Here is a 21,070-nt window from a genome sequence, read left to right on the forward strand (position 1 = left end):
TATCGCTCACACACGCTTAAAATCCGAGTGCTTTTCAATTAATCTTCAAAATAATTTTTAACCTGCTTGGGTTCAGTTTGAACCAGCACCTTGCCATTATGAATTGAGTAGAGAATTTCAGACCGTTCGTTCAAGGCGTTATAGAAATTATCGTTGTTCATAATGATGCAGTTAGCCGGTTTGCCGACCTTGATGCCATAGTGGCCGGTGATATGCATGGCCTTGGCACCGTTAGTCGTAATGAACTGGTAAGAATCCATGATGTCACCGTACCCCATCAAATGGCCAACGTGAATGCCCATCTCAACGGGATCAAGCATATTACCATTACCCATTGGATACCAAGGATCCTTGATATCATCTTCACCAAAGGCAACGTTGATGCCATCTTCGGACAATTCTTTAACCCGGGTCATTCCCCGACGTTTTGGATAGGTATCAAACCGGCCGCCCAAGTTGGTGTTAACCAATGGATTGGCAATGAAATTAATGTGTGACATCTTCAGCAGTCGGAATAATTTATAGGTATAGGCGTCATTATACGAGCCCATCGCCGTGGTATGGCTGGCAGTCACTTTGTCGCCCATGCCGCTTTCAAGAGCCAAGGTGGCTAGCACTTCAAGGTTGCGTGAAGCTGGGTCGTCAATTTCATCACAATGGACGTCGACCAGCTTACCCTTACTTTCAGCAACTTTCATCAAGAACTTGAGCGATTCAACCCCATAGTCACGGGTAAATTCAAAGTGGGGAATGCCACCAATCACATCAGCACCCATATCGGCTGCGGCAATCATCAACTCTTTGCCGTTGGGGTATGAGAGAATTCCTTCTTGGGGAAAGGCCACCAGCTGAAGTTCAACTTGATCGGCAACCTCATCTCTGACTTCAATCAAAGCCTTTAAAGCTGTTAAATCCGGATCGGTCACGTCAACATGGCTGCGGACAAATTGAATCCCATTTGCAACTTGAATCTTAAGGGCCTTCTTTGCCCGGGTCTTCACGTCGTCGATGGTCAACTTTTTCTTTCGTTCACTCCAAATTCGAATCCCGTCGAATAAGGTGCCTGATTGGTTCCATTCGGGATCGCCAGCAGTTTGGGTCGCGTCCAGATGAACATGGGGATCAACAAACGGCGGCAATAGTAATTTATCAGTGGCGTCAATCACCTGTTCGCCATCACCGGGTTCAATTGAAGCGGCAATTTTGACGAACTTGCCATCTTCAATTTTGACATCGCTGGTTTCTTCAGCGTTTTCAATATGGACATTTTTTATCAGCATCAGATTTATCCCTCTCAATCACGTATTTAATCATATTATAGTCTATTTTGCCGTTGGAGTTGGGCGCAATCGGCCGAATGTGCGATAATACATATGATGTCATCATTAGAAATTGGCGATTCTGCCAAGTGAAAGGTACTGATTCTTTGAACTCGAAAACCAGGTTGGCCCTCCCACAGATTTTAACATTGGGCTTTCTGATCATTATTCTAGTGGGAACCTTTCTGCTGTCACTGCCGATTGCCAGTAAATCCGGTCACATAACCAGCTACATTAACGCATTCTTCACGGCAACTTCTGCCACCTGCGTAACGGGGATGACGGTCGTCAACACCGCCCTGCATTGGAGCATCTTCGGCAAGATTGTGATTTTAATGCTGGTTGAAATTGGCGGTCTGGGATTTATGACCTTTGCGGTTCTGTTATTTATCTTTATGCGGCGGAAGGTCGATCTCACAACGCGATTGTTGACTCAACAGTCTTTAAACTTGCAGTCATTTGCCAATACCAGTTCAGTTGTTTTTTTGGTGGTGCGGATTTCACTGGCCATTCAAGTGCTGGGAACGGGGCTCATCTTCATCGACTTTTATCCTCGGTATGGTTTGGCGAAGGGACTGGGATACAGCATTTTTCACTCGATCAGTGCCTTTTGTAACGCCGGCTTTGACCTATACGACAACAGTTTGGAGCAATTTCAGACCGATCCCCACCTGCTCTTTGTCTTGACCATCCTGATTATTTCAGGCTCATTGGGCTTTCTGGTCTGGAAAGACATTTTATTCTACAGGGAAGATCACCATTTGAGTCTGCATACCAAATTAGCGCTGACCACCTATCTCGGATTGATTGGCTTCAGCTTTGTGGTGTATCTGTTAACTGAGGGCAACTTTGGGCAGGAGAGCCACTTAACCACCTTCCAGCGGATTATGAACACTTGGTTTTTGGCGGTGACGCCACGGACAGCCGGCTTTTATACCATGCCGCTGACGCACATCACAATGGGTGGCATGTTCTTCACCATGATTTTAATGCTGATTGGGGGAACCCCGGGATCCACTGCCGGCGGGATCAAGACAACCACGGTGGGCATCCTGTTAATCAGAGTGTGGTCGACGCTTCGTGGCAAGCGAGACGCCACTTTCTGGGGCCGGCGTTTCAGTAACGATAACGTCACCCGGTCACTATCGCTAGTTTTCTTGGTCGCAGTGGTCTTGTCAATCGCGACAATGATTCTAACTTTCACGGAAACGATCCCGAAAACCCAGGGCTTGGAGTACATCACATTTGACGTTATCTCGGCATTTGGAACCACCGGTTTTAGTTTGGGACTGGTAGCCCATTTAAGTGTCATCGGCAAATTAATCTTCGCGGCCCTGATGTTCATGGGCAGAGTGGGTATCTTTACCGTAATGTATTCACTGCTTAACTCCAAGAGACCCGAAGATGCGTTTCGGTATCCGGAGGAGAATGTGATGATCGGGTAAGAGTGCGACGGGAGCCGGTTAGCTTTTGAGCATTAGTGTGATAACTGAAGTTAACGCTGGTTTTGCGTTGACTTCAGTTATCGGACTAAGCGGAGAAAGCTGGCTCCCGGAGCACGCCTCCGCTAGGTAAAATCCCCCCAAGTACAACACGCAAGGAACAATACAAATCACATTCTCAAGCCAAACAAAATCAACCCTCAACCAAAGGAGCACCAAAAAAATGAAACAAAACTACGCAGTCATCGGCCTTGGCCTATTCGGCTCCAGCATCGTCAACACCTTGCTGGAACACGACCAGGAAGTCCTGGTGATCGATAAAAATGAACAACGGGTCAATGAATTTCGTGACCGGGCAACTGAAGCAATTGTAGCTGACACGCAAAATGAATTAGCGTTAACCCAACTAGGTATCGGCAGCTTTGACAACGTTTTTGTCGCCATCGGTACCGATTTGGAAGCCAGCATTATGACAACCATGATCTGTGAGGAATTAGGGGTCAAAAACCTTGTTTGCAAGGCAGAAAATGCCCGTCATGCCAAAGTCCTCGAAAAATTAGGCGCAGATGAAGTCATTCAGCCTGAACGAGATATGGGCCAACGAATTGCCCTGCACGTGATGGAACCTAAAATCCTGAACGACTTAAAACTAAAGGGTGAATTATCAGTGATTGAATTTGAACTGACTAATCCGAAATTATTTAACAAGACCTTGAAAGAACTCAACTTGACCAATCGTTATCGTATTTCCATGATTGCCCTTTCCCACGCAGATGAGGACGGTGCGATCATCCCAAATCAATCGACGATCACCAAGCCAGGGGACATCGTCACCATTATCGGCACAGAGAAGGATGTCGAAGCCTTCGAGGCAACCGCGACTGCGTAAAAAAGAGCCAAACAACTTTGATAGTTGCTTGACTCTGACATAATGATGTTCAGCAAAGGATGAACGAATTACTTAGCAGGCTTTTGCTTCAAGAAATGTTGCAAGTCTGATAATTCTTTGTTTCGCTTAATATCTTTTTTACGGTTAACTGGACGACGTCCTTGTACGCCGTGTGGATGACAAATTCGCATAATTAGACTCTCCTTATTTTGTATTATGATTTCATAATTCCAATAGACTAAATTATTATAATACAAGTTTAGGTTAGAACGCAAATCAATCTGCAGTTTCTCTATGATTTCTAATGAAATGTGGTATTCTTAATAATTAAATGAACAGTTGAGGTGATTAATTTGACGGAACAATATCCACAAGCACTGACAATTGCCGGTTCTGATAGCGATGGCAGTGCTGGCATGCAAGCTGATCTACATACATTTTTTAGACGACACATTTACGGAACGGCCGTCATGACCGCCGCGGTTGCCGGCAACAGTTACGGGATTCATGATTCAGTCACCCTGCCGACTTCCTTCATCGACCAAGAATTCAAAGACTTGGCTGACGACTATCACGTTCGGGCAAGCAAAACCGGGATGTTGGCTGACACGGAACTGATTCGAACGGTAATCAGAAACTACCAACAATACGATTTTGGACCATTGGTGGTTGATCCGGTGATTACCACCAAGCATGGCAACATGCTGCTGGAACAGAGCGCCTACAAAACGCTCCGTGATGAGCTTATCCCATTGGCAACCGTGATTACCCCCAACTTCTTTGAAGCACAAAAGCTGGCTGAAATGGAAATTAACACCAAAGACGACATGGTCACCGCTGCGCAGAAACTACGGGATCTTGGTGCTGATAACATCATGATCAAGGGCAGTCATCACAAACCCGGGCAAAAAGAAGTATCCGATTATGTGCTCCTTGAATCCGGCAAAAGCTTCTGGCTGACTGGCGACTTCTTCGATACTGACCGTAAGAACGGCACCGGCGACAGCCTGTCTGCATGTATTGCTGCAGAACTCGCCCGCGGTAACGATGTTGAAACGGCGGTTCGAATTGCCAAAAAGTTCGTTGATGTTGCAATTGAAAATGAAATCCAAGTCGGCCATCAATTTGGGCCGATTAACCATTGGGCACCAGGATATCCGGATCCTGAACAATCAAACAATTCCTGATGGCGAAACGCAGCATCAAATAAGTGATATCACACAAAAAATGAATGAAAAGGGCGAGGCAAAACTAAATCTTTTGCTCAGGCCCTTTTTGTTGTCTTAATATTGCCTAGCCGAATAGTGGGAAAATAAGCAGCTTCCGGCCGTCTAAGGTGGATTAGCCAAACATCCAAAATCAGGATATTCGGCTAATCCACCTTAGACTCTGGAAGCTAACTGCTTATTTTCCCACACTGTTTCTATTAACCAATATGTCTTTCAAACTTTTTGAATCCAAATAACTTATCGATTCGCCCAAAGTAATCTTCAGGGATCTCCAACTCAACCGCCTTGAGATTATTCTCAAGTTGGCTGGGTTTGCTTGCCCCCGTGATCAGACTGCTGATGCGCGGATCACGCATTGTCCAAGCTAACGCAAAGGTTGCCAGGTCGGTGTTCAACTCATTTGCCATCTTGATCAATTCTTCAACTTTGTCTAAATTATCCTCAGTCAACAACGCCTGAATTTGGTCTTGATAAGTTGCCCGTGATCCGGCAGGAATCTTGTGTCCCTTACGATACTTCCCAGTCAGTAAGCCTTGAGAAAGTGGTGAAAACGGCACAATTCCCAGCCCTATTTTTTCACAGACGTCCATAAGTTCATGCTCAATGTAGCGATCAAACATATTATATTGAGGCTGAACGACTGACATCGGGTGAAGTCCCAGCTTCTGGATCACTAACTAGGCTTCTAGAATTTGAACCGGACGCCACTCACTGACGCCATAGTAGAGAATCTTGCCCTGGTCAACCAGGTCACTTAACGCCGTTAACGTTTCTTCCAATGGTGTGTTGGGATCAAAACGGTGGCAGAAGTACAGATCCAAATAATCCGTCTGTAAGTTCGTCAGTGACTGGTCAATCGACTCCATGATGTGTTTGCGTGAAAGCCCACGGTCATTAATGCCAGGACCGGTTGGAAAATAAACCTTACTTGACAGCACAATTTCTTTTCGCGGAAATTCTTTGAGTGCTTTGCCCAAAAAGCGTTCAGCCGCCCCACCACTATAGGCATCAGCACAGTCAAAAAAGTTGATGCCTTTACTAAATGCCAGCTTTAAGCTCTGATCCGCTAAATCTTGTTTGGCTGAATCACTAACATCGGTCATCCAGCTGCCTAAGGCCAGTTCACTGACTTTGAGGCCTTGCTTCCCTAAATTACGGTATTTCATGATGTTTCCTCTCTTCGTTTCAAGTTTGATTTTTCATGCATAAGTTGAGTTTAGCTCTTCGAGTGTACTCGAAGTAAAGGAGGATTAGGTAAAAAAATGGGATTCATGATGTTACTTTGCGGAATTGTGCTTCGCAGGCCAGACTCCTCCGCTTAGATGAATAAGTAGCCCTACTATTACTTTGCTGAATTGTGCTCCGACGACCCTGATCGCGGTGCATAAGTACAGAATGGCGGGTGATGAACACAATTCGTTCATCACCCGCCATTCTGTACTTATGCACCGCGACCAACCCAGGTCTCGTCGCACCTAGTCCCTAAACAACTCCATATTCTGCAAATAAGTCATCTCATCGGTTGAAATCCGCGTTTGTAGCTTTTCGGCCAATGTCGCATCAATCTTGCCCGTCTGCAGCGAATCCTGAATCAGCTCATACTCGCTATGGAAAGCACGCATGAACATTTGATAGACGATGTCCATATCAACGTCATGGCCGTTAATTCGTCGGTGTCTGGTTCGATAGAATCGCTTGACCATATTAGTTTCAACACCATTTTGGCCCTGCTTGGTCTTTAAGAAGTCCATCACGGCGTTAAAGCCCGCCTCTTCAATTGGCAGAATGTTCTCGCCATGCTTTTCAAATTGCTCGCGCCAGTAAACCTCTTCCAAAGCCACCGGTGCTGTCAAAAACGCTTCTTGTGCCCGATTCAAATCTTTATACAATCGGCCAACATGTAAGCTAAATCGAATTCTCAATAACACATTTTTCCAGATTTTTTCATCTGCGGAAAAATTATTTAAGCTCAAAAATTTGGTATAGTATGTTAACTCATCCTGAGAGATTTTGCCGTCATCAAACATTTTTTGGACGGTCTTTAACTCCACTTGATGGCTTTCGCTCATTAACTGCCGCCGGAGATGGAAGTTCGGTGTGCTGTCTAGGACTAATTGCTGCTGCAGGGAGTCAATCACAACCTGGGCCTCTGCTTGATGTTCCTTCTCTTTTAGAAGATCGCTAATCGCCGCTTGGATCATCCGCCTTACCCAGCGATACCGTGGTTGTTGGCTGTCTTGGCTTGGAAGGATGAGCGGCACAAAGATAGTTGGCATAATTAAACTGGTTAAGATAACCACCGCCGCAACAAAAATCATAATGCCACGAAATTCAAATGGCTGACCGTTCACCGTGTTTGGCATCGAAAACGCCAGTGAAAGCGTGATCGTTCCGTTCGCGCCACTCAGGGCCATGACCAAACTGTCACGCCACTCGTGGTTTGATTTTACCCGCCGCTTGAGCATGTACCGGCTCCAGATTAATCTCAAAGCCCCTTTTACCGTATAGACGCCGATGCCAATCAAAACTAATTTTAAAATATTCAAATTAGGATTGGGCGACTGATGCAATGCCTGGATCACTTCTGGAAGTGACAAGCCCAAAAGAACAAAGACCACCCCGGACAGGGTTCCGGAAACCACTTCCCAGACGTTGCTGGTCACCAGCTGCATTCGAGACGACGTCAACCGGAGCTTGTCACGCTCAGAACCCTGAACCAAGCCGGCGGCGACCACCGCCAAAATACCAGAGAACGCTAATTTTTCAGCCAGTAGATATACCAGGAATGGCGACATCAATTGAATCAGCACCATAATAATCGGCGTATCATCGTTGTAGCGAATCAAGAACAGCCGGGCACTGACAATGACCACCCCGATCAGACTGCCAAACAATAAGCCGCCTAAAAACTCCCAAAGAAACATCGCAACCGCCAGTTTCAAGGAAAAGGTCCCCGATACAAAGACGGTCAACGATAAATCAAACAGCACAATGCCTGCTGCATCATTAAATAGCGACTCATGCTGCAAAATCCCCGCCTGCTCTTCTGCAATCGGGTTGGCCTCAAAAATGGAATTAACCGCCGAGGCATCAGTTGGCGTGACAATCGCCAGCAATGCAAAGCACAATGTGAGCGGCAGAATTGTCATGACGACGTGAAGCCCAGAACCGACTACCAGGACGGTGACCAGTACTAAGCCAACCGCCAGCGACAAAATGTTGGTGATTGACCGGCCAATCCAGAACCGCGAACTGTTTTGTGCCTCATTGAATAACATGGGTGCAATGATCGCCAAAGCAAATGTCGAGGGATCCAGATGAAAGTCACGGTAGACCGGCAAGACTGCCAGAAGCATCCCCAACACAATCAGAAAAAACGGCAGCGGAATAACCAAAATATGTCGAGCCAAAATATTAGCTAAAACGACTGCCGCCAAAATAATGGTCAACAGTAACACCATGTCCATTTAGTCGTCCCCCTCTACCTATTAATCGTTTCTAGTTTATCACCGAACGCTCCAAAAGTGCTGTGGTGAGACTTCAGAGAATAACAAGTAGCTAGCAACAAAGGAAAAGACGCACGACAAAATTGAAGTGTCATGTTATCTGTCTAGAAGAATCCACTGCAGTCGTTAAGTGCTAACTTCCATTTTACAAGAAAGAATTTCGTTGGTTTAGAGGCAAAAATCCATTGTTCCTCTTCTTAGAAGTTTAGATTATATCCACTTACAATTGAACAAGGCAAGAAAAGTAGAGTTCATGCTAAATGACTAATTGGTTATCTTAATATTTTACGAATATAACGTGCATCAACAAAGGGCGCAAGAGTATTCGAGAGATATACTACTTAATATTACCTACAATCGTTCAACATAAACACTCATTGATGAAATAATATACATTTCGATTATCCATATTCTCTCAGCTTCTTGTCTGTTATTGTAGTGTTCCGTCCTACATGTTTTAGTGTAAACAACCATAGTTAACAATTATTGTGATGTATATCACATTTAATATTTCAATTTTCAACCCGTTATGTCATAACAGGTATGGAACATAAACTGTATGCTTATGTTCACAAATATAACAAATGGGGGATTTTATCATGATTAGAGTTAAGCGATTATTAGTTTTTACTATTGTTCCTTTTGCGTGGGGGATTATCACTGCTATACCTAGTCAGGCCAGCAACTTGTCTGAGTCTTCACCAGTGCCTAACACAGTCTTGATGTCTCATACTACTGCCAACTCCTTATCGAAAGATACGTCTTACTCCACCGATCAAATAGCCAAAAAGTCAGATATAAATGAAAATGTCTGTGTTGAAAGAAAGGCGACTGCATCCGAAGGTGTGAAGAACCAAGAAGACAATTTAGCCCCTTCTTCAGAACCTTCATCCAATCCTACCGTAAATCGTAAGTCAACACAGTTATCCGATTCAAGGGGTAAAATTTTACATTTAAAGAAATCGGTTACACAAGCAAAGAAAAGGACCTCGTCTCAGAAGAGCAACGGTAGTGAAACATTTAAGGTTAAATCTTCAACCATTGTAAAGAACAAGCCGGTAAAAAATAACGGACAAGTATATGTATTAGTCAAAAAAGATGGTACCAATACAACTGCAGATAAAAGCGACAATGGCAAAACTACTGACTCGAGCCAGCAAGCAACTAATAGTTCTAACTCAACGAATAACAACAGTTCTCAGCAGGTACAATCTAGTGCCAACGCTACAAATGAGGAAAATTCTTCAGAGGATGTGAATGATCAGATGGATGATCAAGCAAAATCAGCTAATATTCGACTTCAACCTTGGTACACCGGTACTGCAGCTGCAGCAAACGTTGGTCAGTTATTGTACCATATCACGGGTTCAGTTTCTAACGTTGTTGGTCAGGGAACGTCAATTGTTGGTGCAATAACAAGCATTGTTTCAACACTACGTAATTTAATTTAATATATCATGGGGGGATATAGAAAAATGACTCATATGAGTAAAAATATCATAAGATACAGTATTGTACTTCTTTCCCTTTTTACAGGTACCTATATTCAAAGTTCGAATGCTTTTGCTACCACCGAAAATGTGAGTACCATTAGTAATCAAAGTACTGGTAATACTGAAAACAGCGATAATGACAGTGGAAAGGATACCGGAGGAGGAGGAATAATAATTGATCCAGCACACGGTGGTAACAATGGTGGAGGGGCTTCCACTAATTATCCTAATAATGCCACTGCAACTTCCTCTGCAACCGGATTGGGAACCGGATCATCCACTGCAGCACTAACACCAGTAAAGGGACCTGAGACTGATGTAGGTAATACGGACACCAATGATTCTTATACATTACGTACTCAAGATGCAAATATAACCGAAAGTGAAAGCCCTCAAGTAGGAGATGCAACGTTAACCCTTGGTCAAGAAAAAGAAATCGCAAAGCAGTACGGTATGAAAACTGTTTCAAACGATACCGCAAAAAAGTTAGGCATGACACCAGTTAGCGTTGAGAATGAAGAGCAGCTTAATTATGTTCTGTCAGGAAAGCTTGAAGGCACTCAACCATATCAAGCAACAGCATTTGCAAAGACCACAAAGTCCAATTCTAAATCAAAAATTGTGAGGAAGGGGCTGTATACTAATGGAGTAGAGGTTATTTATGGAAATGTACGCTTTACCAGGAAGGGACATAAGATCAAGAAAATCAAAAACGTTTGGACTGATACTGCCGGGCTTAGCTACCCGGTTCAGTGGGAGCAAAGATCTGCGTGGGTTCATATAAATAAAGGAAGACGATCAGGCATCGTAACCTTCAAGGGGGAACGAATCTTTTCCATTATTATTCCAGGACGTACCATTACACTAGTCAGACCAACAACCTTTAAAATGCGATTTAAGGCCTAAAGGAAGAAAATTACCTTGGAAGGAGAATAAATAATCATGGTAGCAGGCACACCAATCTACTTTGGCGATCTAATATTTTCAATTGTTTCATGGGCGGTTCTAATTGCACTAATTGGATTGATAGCATATGGAGCAATAAAAATTTACAAAGCTATTGTCCATCATAACAATGATTGGTTAATAAATTCAATTAGCTTATTTTCACAACTTCTTAGAAGGAGCCATCAGGTGTTTTTTCGCCAGATGGCTCCTTCTATGTGTTTTCAAAACCAGCAATACTCTTTTGTTTTAATTCAAAATCACACTTTTACATTAGAATCGTGAATATCCGTTGAAACATGCGGCCCGTCAATATATAATTAAAATGATACAGTTTAGTAACTAATATCCAAAGTTAATGAACTTATCCGTCAACTTTAAATTTCATTAACTCTTTAATATATAATTTAAAATTAGATGATCTGAGGTTCTTTTATGGTTAATCTTTTCACGATGCTCAACATACATATCTTTTCTCTTTCGCTTTTTTTCGTGTGCTTATTAATTGCCTTTGTAATTGATATATACAGCTCTTTTCGCCGTCATCGTGAATTGGGAAAACCCGAGAAAGCTAAAAAATATATTCTCAAAGAAAAGAAGCAGAAAATATATATCAGGATTATATGCCTACCATTTCTATTGGTTGCATTAATTGGAATTGTAGAAATGACCCCACCAACCTCAGTTTCAGAGTATACACTCACCCTATTCTATACGAGCGATATAATGTTGGATGCATTAGCACTAATAAACTTAAGAATCAGTTTTTAATCCAGAAAGTTCGATTAAAAACTGATTTCCGTGACAAACCAACAGCTCCCAAAGTAAATTAATCGAATTCACAATGTTGATAATCAAAAGCACCTCGTCCAATTACGACGAGGCGTTTTTTGTATTTGATTGTGGAACAATAGCAACCCACATTGACTATATGATCTCCATTGCGACTACCAAGTCCTCACCACTTATCCGGACTCCAGATTCGCCCATCCAATTCATCCTGCGATTGTTGGGCCCGCTTTTCCTGTTCCTTGGCCAAGTCGATGGCTGCTTGATAGATCGACTTATTAATAAATGACTGGTCGGCTGATTTTAATTGTGCCAGCTGATCGGCCAGCCAGTCCGTTGTATCACTCATCACTATTCCTCCTGATCGCGAATCATTTTGACGTCCTCTTTTAAACTTTCAACATTATTCTGCTGGTCGTCAATTGCGTTAATCACCAAATCGATCATCCGCTGCTGATCATCCGGCTTATCGGCTTTGGTAGCCTGCAGTCGCTGCACCAGCCACTGTTCACGATTAGCCAGACTTAAGGGCATGGTCGCACTCAAGTATGCCAGATAATCAACCAGTAGCTTTTCTTTTTCTGACGGGGTCAAATAGCCAAATTGGTTGACGACAAACGGCTTGAGATAAGTCATCCCCGACTTATTGGCAAACGCCTGAAACGGCCGCAGCAATTCTGAAATTGTAAACTGCTCAGGACCACCAGCTTGAAAGTCAGTTTCAGCATCGCCCAAAGAGACGACAATTCCCAATTCCTTATCTTTTAAAGCATGCTTAGCCACAATGTAGTTTCGCGTGAAAACATCGTCCATAAATTGCTTTAAGCTCGCCGGTGACGAATACCAGTACATTGGAAACTGAAAGATAATTCGGTCGAAGTCCCTCAGTGCGTTTTGCTCCTTATCGATATCGATCGCGTTGGTGGCGGCATATAAGTCATCAATCACTTGGTATTTCACGTCATCCAGGGAATAAAAACTCGTTTTAAGAAATTGTTGTGTCCCAGAATCTTCGAAATGAGGATGAGAGATTAGAATTAGCGTTTTCATTGTGGCCCTTCACCTTTCATAAGTACTTTTGATTTCGCTTCCATTGAAAATCGTCTATATTAAGATTGTAAACCAAATGATAATTAAAAGGAGATTTTAGCAATGGCAATTTATAATGTTCACACGACCTTACGGGATGTTGGCGCACAAACCATCAATACCGCGGGTGTCCACCAATTCATCGCTGATGAGCCCACCAAGTTCCGCGGCACCGATGCCGGGCCCAACCCGGTTCAGTACCTACTGGGAGCCGTTGGTGCCTGCTTGGGGGCCAGCGCAGCTTCATTAGTTAACCGGCCAAGTTCCAACATTAAAGTCAAACAATTTGAAGTCGAAGTGACCGGAGAAACAGAACGCTTCGCCGACAAGTCATCCCGTGTCAAAAGTATTCATGTGAAGCTCACCTGCCAAACCAATTTGGATAAAGAAGGCAACGATCAGTTTATTGAAGACACGATTCACCTATGTACGGTTCACGACACTTTAAAAGATTCAGTCGCTTTTACGTTTGAGATTACCGATTAATTGCGCGAGTCATAAATCGATAATTATTACATTGCTTGTTAGCACTCTAAATTTTAGAGTGCTAATTTTATTCTTGAAATTATGTTATTCTCAACAAAAATCGCTGATGAAACATCATCCCTCAGCTTTACGTCCCCAATCAAAATGCTTGAACGCATTACAAATGCATGATATTATATAGTTGTTCCGAAGGGGAATGAGTGTTCGCCCGCTTGGAACTTTTTAAAAAAATACACGAAAATCATTTAGAATATGGGGGCATAGCCTATGAATAACGATATTTTTGGAACTAATGGCTTTGATGACATTTTTAACGACCCATTCTTCAGGAATGCAATGTCTGATTCCAACGGTCGCCAGCAATCCCGTCAACAACCCATTCAGGTTCAAGAACGCAGGCCTCAGCAAAAGAAAACACTGTTGGACGAATATGGGACTGATTTAACCCAAATGGCTAAAGATGGCAAGTTGGATCCAGTCATTGGCCGTGATAAAGAAATTGAACAGATGGAAGAAGTACTCAGTCGACGCACTAAGAACAATCCAGTCCTCATCGGTGAGGCCGGTGTTGGTAAGACGGCGGTTGTTGAAGGTTTGGCACAAAAGATTGTTGCCGGCGATGTTTCCGAAAAACTTCTCAACAAGAAGATCATCTCAATTGATGTTGTTTCACTGGTTCAAGGAACTGGTATCCGTGGCCAATTTGAGGAGCGGATGAAGAAATTAATTGACGATGTGTCAAAGGATAAGAACGTCATTCTGTTCATTGATGAAATTCATCAAATCATCGGCGCCGGGTCTACTGGTGAAGGTGACAAGATGGATGCTGGTAACATTTTAAAGCCGAAGCTTGCTCGCGGTGACTTCCAGTTAATCGGTGCCACCACCAGCAATGAGTACCGGGATATTGAAAAAGATCAGGCGCTGGCACGTCGATTCCAGCCAATCATGGTCAACGAACCGAGCGAAGAAGATACTTTGACGATCATCAAAGGCCTGGCACCAAAATACGAGAAGTTTCACCACGTTCAATACACCGCAGATGCATTAAAAGCGGCGGTTAGTTTGAGCAACCGTTACATTCAGGACCGAATGAATCCTGACAAGGCCATTGATTTGATTGATCAAGCTGGTGCCAAAGTAGCGATGGGCTCTTCACTGACGAAGGATAAGTCCACCTTGCAGCAAGAGGCTGAGGAGCTGAATAAAGATAAGCAGGCAGCCTCCAAGAAAGAGGACTTCGAACAGGCTGCCAAGCTGCGTGACAAGCTGGAAAAGGTTCAACAACAGATCGATAACATCGACAGCGGCACCAAAGTGACAACACCAAAGGTCACTCCTGAGGTCATTCAATCCGTCGTTGAACGGATCACGGGTGTTCCGGTAACCGACGTTAATAAGAACGAAGTCAACCAGCTGAATCATTTGGACAAGGACTTGAAGAAAGAAGTTATTGGCCAAGACAAAGCACTGGATGCCATTTCAGCCGCGATTCGTCGTAGCCGGGTTGGCTTTACTGAAGGCAACCGGCCAATTGGCAGTTTCTTGTTTGTCGGCCCTACCGGTGTTGGTAAGACTCAAACAGCCAAGGCGCTTGCGAAAGAGTTATTTGGCACCACTAAGGCCATGTTCAGATATGATATGTCGGAATACATGGACAAAATCAGTGCCAGCAAATTGATTGGTTCAGCACCTGGATACGTCGGTTATGAAGAAGGCGGCCGATTAACCGAACAAGTCCGTCGCCACCCATACAGTTTGATTTTGATGGATGAAATCGAAAAAGCGCATCCAGATGTCTTGAACCTGTTACTGCAGATCTTGGATGATGGTCGTTTGTCAGACGCCCAGGGTCGAACCGTTGACTTCAGTAACACCGTCATTATCATGACCAGTAACGCCGGTCAAAGCGATGCGGATAACAAGCAAAACGTGATCGACCGCTTGAAGCCTTACTTCAAACTTGAATTTCTGAACCGAATTGACGATATTATCCAATTCAACTCATTGACCAAGCCTGATCTGTTGAAGATTCTTGATTTGATGTTAAACGACTTGAATCAATTGGTTGATAAGTCACGTGGCATCCACTTCAATGTTACTGCCGACGCCAAGAATAAGTTGGTCGACATGGGTTATAGTCAAGAACTTGGTGCCCGTCCAATGCACAGAGTCATCACGAAAGAAATTACCGATAAATTAACCAATAGTTATCTGCAGAATCCGGACGTCAAAGACTTCAGAGTCGCTGTTGACGAGGATACTATCAAAGTTGAACCAGTTGCTTCCAAGCAAGCAATTGCATCATAATCCCGAAATAATGGCAATCTAATTTGACAAAGGCCTGCGATGTTGGTATATTATATTTAATGTGTTTAAGGGTTCGATTTTCAAAGGTATTTGTTTTGTAGTATTATGAAATAACTCCTTGGAATCACTGCAACTTGATACATTAAATATAATTATGCGCTTAAAGCGCAAGGAGGTTTCATATATTATGAAACAAGGTACTGTTAAATGGTTCAACGCTGATAAAGGTTATGGCTTCATTACTACTGACGATGGTGACGTATTTGTTCACTTCTCAGCTATCAACAAGGACGGCTTCAAGTCATTAGACGAAGGCCAAAAAGTTACCCTTGACGTTGAAGACAGTGACCGTGGACCACAAGCTGCTAACGTTACACCAATTGAAGACTAATTAATTAGTTTAAAATTTGAAAGAACCAGCGATTTTGGTCGCTGGTTCTTTTTTTGTCTACATCTGTTTATTGCCCCCATGCGTTCTTAACCACCATGACATTTGGAACTTAATTGGCATATCCACTTGGCGGCAATTCAACCGCCATCATTTAGAATATTTGTAATCGAAATGATACTTTCACCGTAATAAATAATCAACTATAATAGTACTTGCTTTATTTAATCCATTAAGAAAGGAGAGATCGAATTTGAACAGAGCTAAATGTGCTCCAAGACTGACCAGCTTACTGGCAGTTTTGCTCGGACTATTTGTTTTCCAAACAACTACATATGCAAATACGTCGAACGAAATGACTGATCCTTCGCCTACGTCAGCCAATGTAAGTGACCAACCTACGGCAACCGTTGACGGCCCATCTGTATCGGCCACATCAGATGTTGAAACCGACCAACCGGTAAATGATCCAGCTGCGACTTCGGCATCGACGACAGAAACGGATTATTCAGCTGATGATGCATCAACCGACAGTGGCGACTCGACTACTCAGCCAAGCGACTCAGAATCTAAGGACAATCAGCCAGCCGTTGACGATGTGCAGGCTTCTAAGCAAGCTGAGAACAATCCCCAGCCGACAGTCGAAAATGGGACGGCATCACCAAACTCTACAGCTTCCCAACAGCCTGAAACAACCACTTCGGATAACAATGCCTCTCAAAAGACTGCGACCCCCTCTGCTAATGATCGGATCACGATTGACGATGCTAACAATCCAGATAACCCTGCTTGGAAGCAATCAAGCAACAATCCATTGATCAACTTCATCACTGGCATTACCAGTACGATTGCGGCCGGAGTTGTTTATCCGTTCGCTGCCTCTCGTCAGGGAGCTGCACTATTATCCAAGATTCGGACGTTGATGTCACCGGATCGCTATAACGTTGACCAGATGTGGTCAGATTTGGATAGCAAATACGATCCGGCATTTACCAAAACTTACTATACCGATGCCAAAAATTGGTATGATAACGAGGTTACGCGCCAAATGCTCTCGGTACCATTCGCTGACGGGACCGGAAACGCTTCGGCAACCTATATTGCTCATCCGAATTCCACCAAAACCATTATCTACGGTCAAGGTTGGACCACCGAGCCGGAATGGATGGGTTATATCTCAAAAGTCTTTTATGACATGGGCTACAACGTCCTCATGCCGTACACCCGCGGTCAAAGTACGAGTGACGGCGAATTCTTAACCTTTGGGGCGAAGGATAAAGCTGACTGGCTTAATTGGATCAACAAAATCAACGACCTCAACGGACCCACAAGCAAAGTGGTCCTGTACGGACAGTCTCTCGGAGCCGACAGTGCCTTACAAACAGCTGCACAAAGCAATTTGCCTTCATCAGTTAAAGCGGTGATTGCGGACTGTGGCTTCTCAACCATTCCTTCCCTACTGTTCAGCTTATACACAGGGGCTTCCAACAGTCTCAATAATCTCACCTCAAAAATCGGTTGGAATTTAAATGGGACCATTCCCCTGGTACCATTTGACCAATTCTTAAATGGCTTCAACAATATTAACAAACTACTCCAGGGATTCAGCTTGGACGCCGTTTCTGGTATTACCGCAGTTGAAAATTCAAAGCTGCCGACCATGTTTATAGCAACAGCTGATGACACTTTCATCCCTGACACCCAGACCGAAACATTGTACAACCTGAGTGCTTCAACCCTCAAACAGCTCTGGATCTTGGATGGCAATGTTGGTGGCCACGCTTCAGCCAACAACGCTGTTAAAGATTATACGGCCCGAATTCAAGCATTCTTGAATCAAGTCGACGCGCAAAATTCAGATACCAAATTAAATATTACCAATGATCAGCACGTCGCTGCTTAATCATCATTCTCTTAGGAGGTTGCCTTAAATGTATTTTTAAGCAGCCTCCTTTTTTGGCTTTTAAATGGGTTGCTGAACTGGAGGATCTCATTAACAAGCATATTTATTAGTCACTTGTGAATCTCACGCTCCAATGGCGGATTCAGCGAGGATTTCTGCATGGAGGCAATTAAAATTGACCTAAATCAAGTTTTCACGCTCTCATCCGTGGTATTCTTACATTGATAGGAAAAGTGATTAATTTTAGTTGACATCACTTTTTCCAATCTGTATGATTAACATATTAACTAATTAAAAGTAAGCAACTAACGGAGGAATTTTTAACCAATGAAAGAACAATTATTAGATCTTGCCAAGAACCGTCGCTCAATCTATGCATTAGGACGTAACATCAACCAGACTGAAGATGAGATTGCCGACTTAATTAAGAAGAACATCAAGTGAGCCCCAACCCCATTTAACAACCAGACCACCCGTGCTGTGATCTTGTTTGGTGCCAATCACGAAAAGCTCTGGGACATCGTTGGCAAACGCCTCAAATCAGAGGTTCCTACCAAAGAAGCCTACCAAAAGACTTTAGAGAAGATTAACGCCTTCAAGTCAGCATTTGGGACTGTGATGTACTACACTGACATGGACGTTGTTCACCGCTTTGAAAACGACTTCGCACTGTATGCGGACAACTTCGCCGAATGGGCAGAACAAGCCCAAGGCAACGCCCAATTTACCGTTTGGACATCCCTTGCCGAAAATGGTATTGGCGCTAACTTGCAACATTACAACCCACTAATCGATGACGAAGTTAAGGAAGCATTTGGCATCCCTGACAGCTGGAAATTGCGTGCTCAAATGGACTTCGGTTCAATTGAAGCTCCAGCTGGTGAAAAAGAATTTATGAGTGATGAAGATCGCTTCAAGGTTTTGAAGTAATTTAATTCCAATAAAAATCGGGGCCATCATTAGTCGATTCTGTGTGTCAAATCGTGACAGCTACGGTTTCCCCCCTTATATTGACAAAACTTGGTACAAACGGCTGATCCCGGCCATTTAACGCACTAAAGGCCCTCATTCCAAAACCTGGAATGAGGGCCTTTAGTGCGTTAAATTCTGGGATCAAAACGCCTTTCGTCCCAATCTTATTTCTTCAATTGAGCCTTCACAAGTTCATCGCCGTGACTAACGACCTCTTGCTGCGTGTAATCAGTCTGAACAACCTTGTCACCCTGTGTCAGCAAGACAACCACGGTATCTTTGTAGCCTGCCTGCTGAATCTTGTCACGGTTAAATTCCAGCAGTAAGTCACCCTTCTTGAAGGACTGGCCAGAATCAACATGGTTAATGAAGCCTTCGCCACGCATATTCACGGTACCAAGTCCCACATGAATCAAGACTTCCAAACCATCATTCGAGCGTAAACCAATGACGTGCCTGGTGGTAAACAGCATCAGCACTTGGCCATCAAACGGCGCGTATATCTTGCCTTCCGTCGGTTGAATACCGATTCCGTTACCTGGCAAGCCTTTATGGTCATGCTCGTCAACCACATCTGCCAAGTTAACGCTCACACCACTAACTGGTGCGGCAACGGCAATTGTAGCAGCCTTGGCGCCAGGCATGGTAACTTCCGTTTGAGCCGTGGTGTTGTCTGCAGCTTGAGCTCCGGAAATTCCTTCAGTCGCTAATTTCTTCTGCAATTCATCAACAATCTCAGCATGCTTCTTTTCAGAAATCTTTACCTTAAAGACGTAAATGAACAATGCAATAACGAGCAGGAACAATGCAATCCAGAAAGCAACCAGTTTGAATAATGAAATGCCTCCGGGTGTCATTGAAGCAGCGGTTGCGGTACCGGTCATCCCGGCAGTAACGGCAACCCAACCAACAATGGCGTTTGAAATCGCACTGGACATCTTGTCCAGCATTGGACGGATGGCCAAGGTAACAGCTTCGTTACGGGTCCCATTTTTAAGTTGACCATATTCAATCGTATCAGTCAACGTCAGAATAACGGCCATGAAAATGAAGCCTTGTGGCACGTAATAAAGGATCATGGCTGTGATAACCATCGGTAAGTTATCAACTGACACAATCAGCAAAATGTAGGCTAAAATCATGCTGCACATGCTGACAGCGTAGATGGTCTTTCTGGTAACCCACTTATTGATGATGGGATACAACGGCGAGGTAAAGAAACCGGCAATTGTCGGGATAAGACCGGCAATCCAGAATAACCCAGGCTTATCCATGACGTACTTGAACATGTAGAACATCAGGCCGGCAGTGGAGGCGTTACCAAATCCATAAATTAGGTATGGAAATGCGGTCCACAGCATTTGATCGTTATGAGCCAAAGCCCAGAACATGTCTTTCAAACTTGTCTTTTGTTTAGTAACGGCACGCAAAGCATTATGTTTTTCATGCGTTCCCAAACCAACCACGAACGAGCAAATGATGCCGACAACGGCGATTAAAATGCCAAATGCCGTCCAGCCGGGTTGCCCTTCGTTGTGTGACCCGGTAAAGACAAACGTAACGTATGTGACAACAGGAACAATAATGATGGTCACAATGTTTTGACCAAATGCACTGAAGTTAGCACCGGCAGTAAATAATGACCGTTCATGACTATCTTCAGTCAAAGCGGGCACCATGCCCCAATATGAAACATCTCTGAATGAATAAAAGATATCAAAGGTGATAAAGATCGGGATAAACATGATGGTGAACCAAGTTGCACTTATCCGCGATAAGCCAAAGATCCCGGAAAACAGTAATGCCAGTAATAGACTGGATATCGTCCCGGCACCAATCAGCCACGGCTTAAATTTTCCCCAGCGGGTATTGGTATTATCAACAATATTACCAATAATCGGGTCAATGAAAACTTCCACAAGCCGAATAATGAAAATCAATCCGGTAATCATTGCAATGAGCTTGTTGGCTTGTGCTTTTGGAACGCCGGTAAACATGGCCGAGGTAACATAGACCATAAAGTAGGTCCCGAAAGTCATATAAACCGCTGATCCACCTATATTCGCAAACGCAAAGTTGAAAATCGACCAGAATTTTTTCCGGCGATCTTTCTTTTGTACAGCATCCAATTTATAAAACGCCTCCCAGCGTGCCGATATCCGCCAAATAAATGCGGGTTTCGGTATGAAATATTTGAGAAATATTTGCTTACAAAGAGAGTATATAATGTAAGGGTTTTCACCAATGCCGACTTTTTACCCTAAAATACCCAAATTTAACCTAATTTAACCTAATTATAGTAAAATAAAC

16 protein-coding genes and 2 pseudogenes are annotated in these 21,070 nt (G+C 43.7%); 11 read left to right on the forward strand and 7 right to left on the reverse strand.

Annotation, left to right across the window (positions count from 1 at the left end; genetic code table 11):
- Positions 1–38 precede the first annotated feature (38 nt).
- A complete protein-coding gene (gene codA / locus LPKJCM_RS12510; RefSeq protein WP_057961862.1) occupies positions 39–1,280 on the reverse strand; it encodes a cytosine deaminase in 1,242 nt (413 codons plus the stop codon).
- A 146-nt stretch (positions 1,281–1,426) separates the two neighbouring features.
- Here codA and LPKJCM_RS12515 point away from each other — a divergent pair, with 146 nt between their 5' ends.
- Positions 1,427–2,764 (forward strand): TrkH family potassium uptake protein, encoded by a 1,338-nt coding sequence (locus LPKJCM_RS12515; RefSeq protein ID WP_057961905.1) that lies wholly within the window; start codon positions 1,427–1,429, stop codon positions 2,762–2,764.
- 220 nt (positions 2,765–2,984) lie between these two features.
- The gene (locus LPKJCM_RS12520; RefSeq protein ID WP_057961863.1) at positions 2,985–3,650 is read left to right on the forward strand and encodes a potassium channel family protein; all 666 of its coding nucleotides are present in this window, start codon (positions 2,985–2,987) and stop codon (positions 3,648–3,650) included.
- Between the two features lie 68 nt (positions 3,651–3,718).
- On the opposite strand, the gene LPKJCM_RS13800 is transcribed toward LPKJCM_RS12520, so the two are convergent.
- Positions 3,719–3,841: a hypothetical protein gene (locus tag LPKJCM_RS13800; RefSeq protein ID WP_013728814.1), complete on the reverse strand. Its 123-nt coding sequence runs from the start codon at positions 3,839–3,841 to the stop codon at positions 3,719–3,721.
- A gap of 162 nt (positions 3,842–4,003) precedes the next feature.
- On the opposite strand from LPKJCM_RS13800, the gene thiD reads away from it, so the two are divergent.
- On the forward strand, positions 4,004–4,837 hold the full coding sequence (gene thiD / locus LPKJCM_RS12525; RefSeq protein WP_087069685.1) for a bifunctional hydroxymethylpyrimidine kinase/phosphomethylpyrimidine kinase: 834 nt from the start codon (positions 4,004–4,006) through the stop codon (positions 4,835–4,837).
- 239 nt (positions 4,838–5,076) lie between these two features.
- Here the strand turns inward: thiD and LPKJCM_RS12530 are convergent.
- Positions 5,077–6,045: pseudogene (locus LPKJCM_RS12530) on the reverse strand (aldo/keto reductase family protein).
- A gap of 309 nt (positions 6,046–6,354) precedes the next feature.
- On the reverse strand, positions 6,355–8,346 hold the full coding sequence (locus LPKJCM_RS12535) for a cation:proton antiporter (protein WP_087069686.1): 1,992 nt from the start codon (positions 8,344–8,346) through the stop codon (positions 6,355–6,357).
- A gap of 638 nt (positions 8,347–8,984) precedes the next feature.
- On the opposite strand from LPKJCM_RS12535, the gene LPKJCM_RS12540 reads away from it, so the two are divergent.
- The 3 genes from LPKJCM_RS12540 to LPKJCM_RS12550 are packed head-to-tail and all read left to right on the forward strand — an operon-like array spanning position 8,985 to position 11,108.
- Positions 8,985–9,836 (forward strand): hypothetical protein, encoded by an 852-nt coding sequence (locus tag LPKJCM_RS12540; protein ID WP_057961867.1) that lies wholly within the window; start codon positions 8,985–8,987, stop codon positions 9,834–9,836.
- 24 nt (positions 9,837–9,860) lie between these two features.
- On the forward strand, positions 9,861–10,784 hold the full coding sequence (locus LPKJCM_RS12545; protein WP_057961868.1) for a hypothetical protein: 924 nt from the start codon (positions 9,861–9,863) through the stop codon (positions 10,782–10,784).
- 36 nt (positions 10,785–10,820) lie between these two features.
- Positions 10,821–11,108 carry a hypothetical protein gene (locus tag LPKJCM_RS12550; protein ID WP_057961869.1) on the forward strand — a complete coding sequence of 96 codons (288 nt, stop codon included), beginning with the start codon at positions 10,821–10,823 and terminating at the stop codon, positions 11,106–11,108.
- A 673-nt stretch (positions 11,109–11,781) separates the two neighbouring features.
- Here LPKJCM_RS12550 and LPKJCM_RS12560 read toward each other — a convergent pair.
- Together LPKJCM_RS12560 and LPKJCM_RS12565 are read right to left on the reverse strand one after the other, a co-directional pair.
- Positions 11,782–11,961 (reverse strand): hypothetical protein, encoded by a 180-nt coding sequence (locus LPKJCM_RS12560; protein ID WP_057961871.1) that lies wholly within the window; start codon positions 11,959–11,961, stop codon positions 11,782–11,784.
- Positions 11,962–11,963: 2 nt separating this feature from the next.
- Positions 11,964–12,662, reverse strand: coding sequence for an NAD(P)H-dependent oxidoreductase (locus tag LPKJCM_RS12565; RefSeq protein WP_057961872.1), 699 nt, complete (start codon positions 12,660–12,662; stop codon positions 11,964–11,966).
- Positions 12,663–12,764: 102 nt separating this feature from the next.
- On the opposite strand from LPKJCM_RS12565, the gene LPKJCM_RS12570 reads away from it, so the two are divergent.
- The 5 genes and pseudogenes from LPKJCM_RS12570 to LPKJCM_RS12590 all read left to right on the forward strand — a co-directional run bounded on the left by LPKJCM_RS12570 (position 12,765) and on the right by LPKJCM_RS12590 (position 18,718).
- Positions 12,765–13,187 carry an OsmC family protein gene (locus LPKJCM_RS12570; RefSeq protein WP_057961873.1) on the forward strand — a complete coding sequence of 141 codons (423 nt, stop codon included), beginning with the start codon at positions 12,765–12,767 and terminating at the stop codon, positions 13,185–13,187.
- Positions 13,188–13,454: 267 nt separating this feature from the next.
- Entirely contained in the window at positions 13,455–15,497 is a 2,043-nt protein-coding gene (locus tag LPKJCM_RS12575; protein ID WP_057961874.1) for an ATP-dependent Clp protease ATP-binding subunit, read from the forward strand.
- A 187-nt stretch (positions 15,498–15,684) separates the two neighbouring features.
- Positions 15,685–15,888, forward strand: coding sequence for a cold-shock protein (locus tag LPKJCM_RS12580; RefSeq protein WP_013728822.1), 204 nt, complete (start codon positions 15,685–15,687; stop codon positions 15,886–15,888).
- A gap of 250 nt (positions 15,889–16,138) precedes the next feature.
- Positions 16,139–17,788, forward strand: coding sequence for a CocE/NonD family hydrolase (locus LPKJCM_RS12585; RefSeq protein WP_057961875.1), 1,650 nt, complete (start codon positions 16,139–16,141; stop codon positions 17,786–17,788).
- A 327-nt stretch (positions 17,789–18,115) separates the two neighbouring features.
- Positions 18,116–18,718: pseudogene (locus tag LPKJCM_RS12590) on the forward strand (nitroreductase family protein).
- Between the two features lie 206 nt (positions 18,719–18,924).
- Here LPKJCM_RS12590 and LPKJCM_RS12595 read toward each other — a convergent pair.
- Positions 18,925–20,889, reverse strand: a complete 1,965-nt coding sequence (locus LPKJCM_RS12595) for a sugar MFS transporter (protein WP_087069687.1) — start codon at positions 20,887–20,889, stop codon at positions 18,925–18,927.
- Positions 20,890–21,070: the final 181 nt, after the last annotated feature.

The sequence above is a fragment of the Lentilactobacillus parakefiri genome (assembly GCF_002157585.1).
In the GTDB taxonomy this organism is placed as follows: Bacteria; Bacillota; Bacilli; order Lactobacillales; family Lactobacillaceae; genus Lentilactobacillus; species Lentilactobacillus parakefiri.

Excerpts from the sequence above, each read along its gene's own strand:
- codA (WP_057961862.1), bottom strand. The coding sequence starts at position 1,280 with ATGCTGATAAAAAATGTCCATATTGAAAACGCTGAAGAAACCAGCGAT.
- LPKJCM_RS12520 (WP_057961863.1), top strand. The coding sequence starts at position 2,985 with ATGAAACAAAACTACGCAGTCATCGGCCTTGGCCTATTCGGCTCCAGC.
- LPKJCM_RS13800 (WP_013728814.1), bottom strand. The coding sequence starts at position 3,841 with ATGCGAATTTGTCATCCACACGGCGTACAAGGACGTCGTCCAGTTAAC.
- LPKJCM_RS12535 (WP_087069686.1), bottom strand. The coding sequence starts at position 8,346 with ATGGACATGGTGTTACTGTTGACCATTATTTTGGCGGCAGTCGTTTTA.
- LPKJCM_RS12540 (WP_057961867.1), top strand. The coding sequence starts at position 8,985 with ATGATTAGAGTTAAGCGATTATTAGTTTTTACTATTGTTCCTTTTGCG.
- LPKJCM_RS12545 (WP_057961868.1), top strand. The coding sequence starts at position 9,861 with ATGACTCATATGAGTAAAAATATCATAAGATACAGTATTGTACTTCTT.
- LPKJCM_RS12550 (WP_057961869.1), top strand. The coding sequence starts at position 10,821 with ATGGTAGCAGGCACACCAATCTACTTTGGCGATCTAATATTTTCAATT.
- LPKJCM_RS12560 (WP_057961871.1), bottom strand. The coding sequence starts at position 11,961 with ATGAGTGATACAACGGACTGGCTGGCCGATCAGCTGGCACAATTAAAA.
- LPKJCM_RS12565 (WP_057961872.1), bottom strand. The coding sequence starts at position 12,662 with ATGAAAACGCTAATTCTAATCTCTCATCCTCATTTCGAAGATTCTGGG.
- LPKJCM_RS12570 (WP_057961873.1), top strand. The coding sequence starts at position 12,765 with ATGGCAATTTATAATGTTCACACGACCTTACGGGATGTTGGCGCACAA.
- LPKJCM_RS12575 (WP_057961874.1), top strand. The coding sequence starts at position 13,455 with ATGAATAACGATATTTTTGGAACTAATGGCTTTGATGACATTTTTAAC.
- LPKJCM_RS12580 (WP_013728822.1), top strand. The coding sequence starts at position 15,685 with ATGAAACAAGGTACTGTTAAATGGTTCAACGCTGATAAAGGTTATGGC.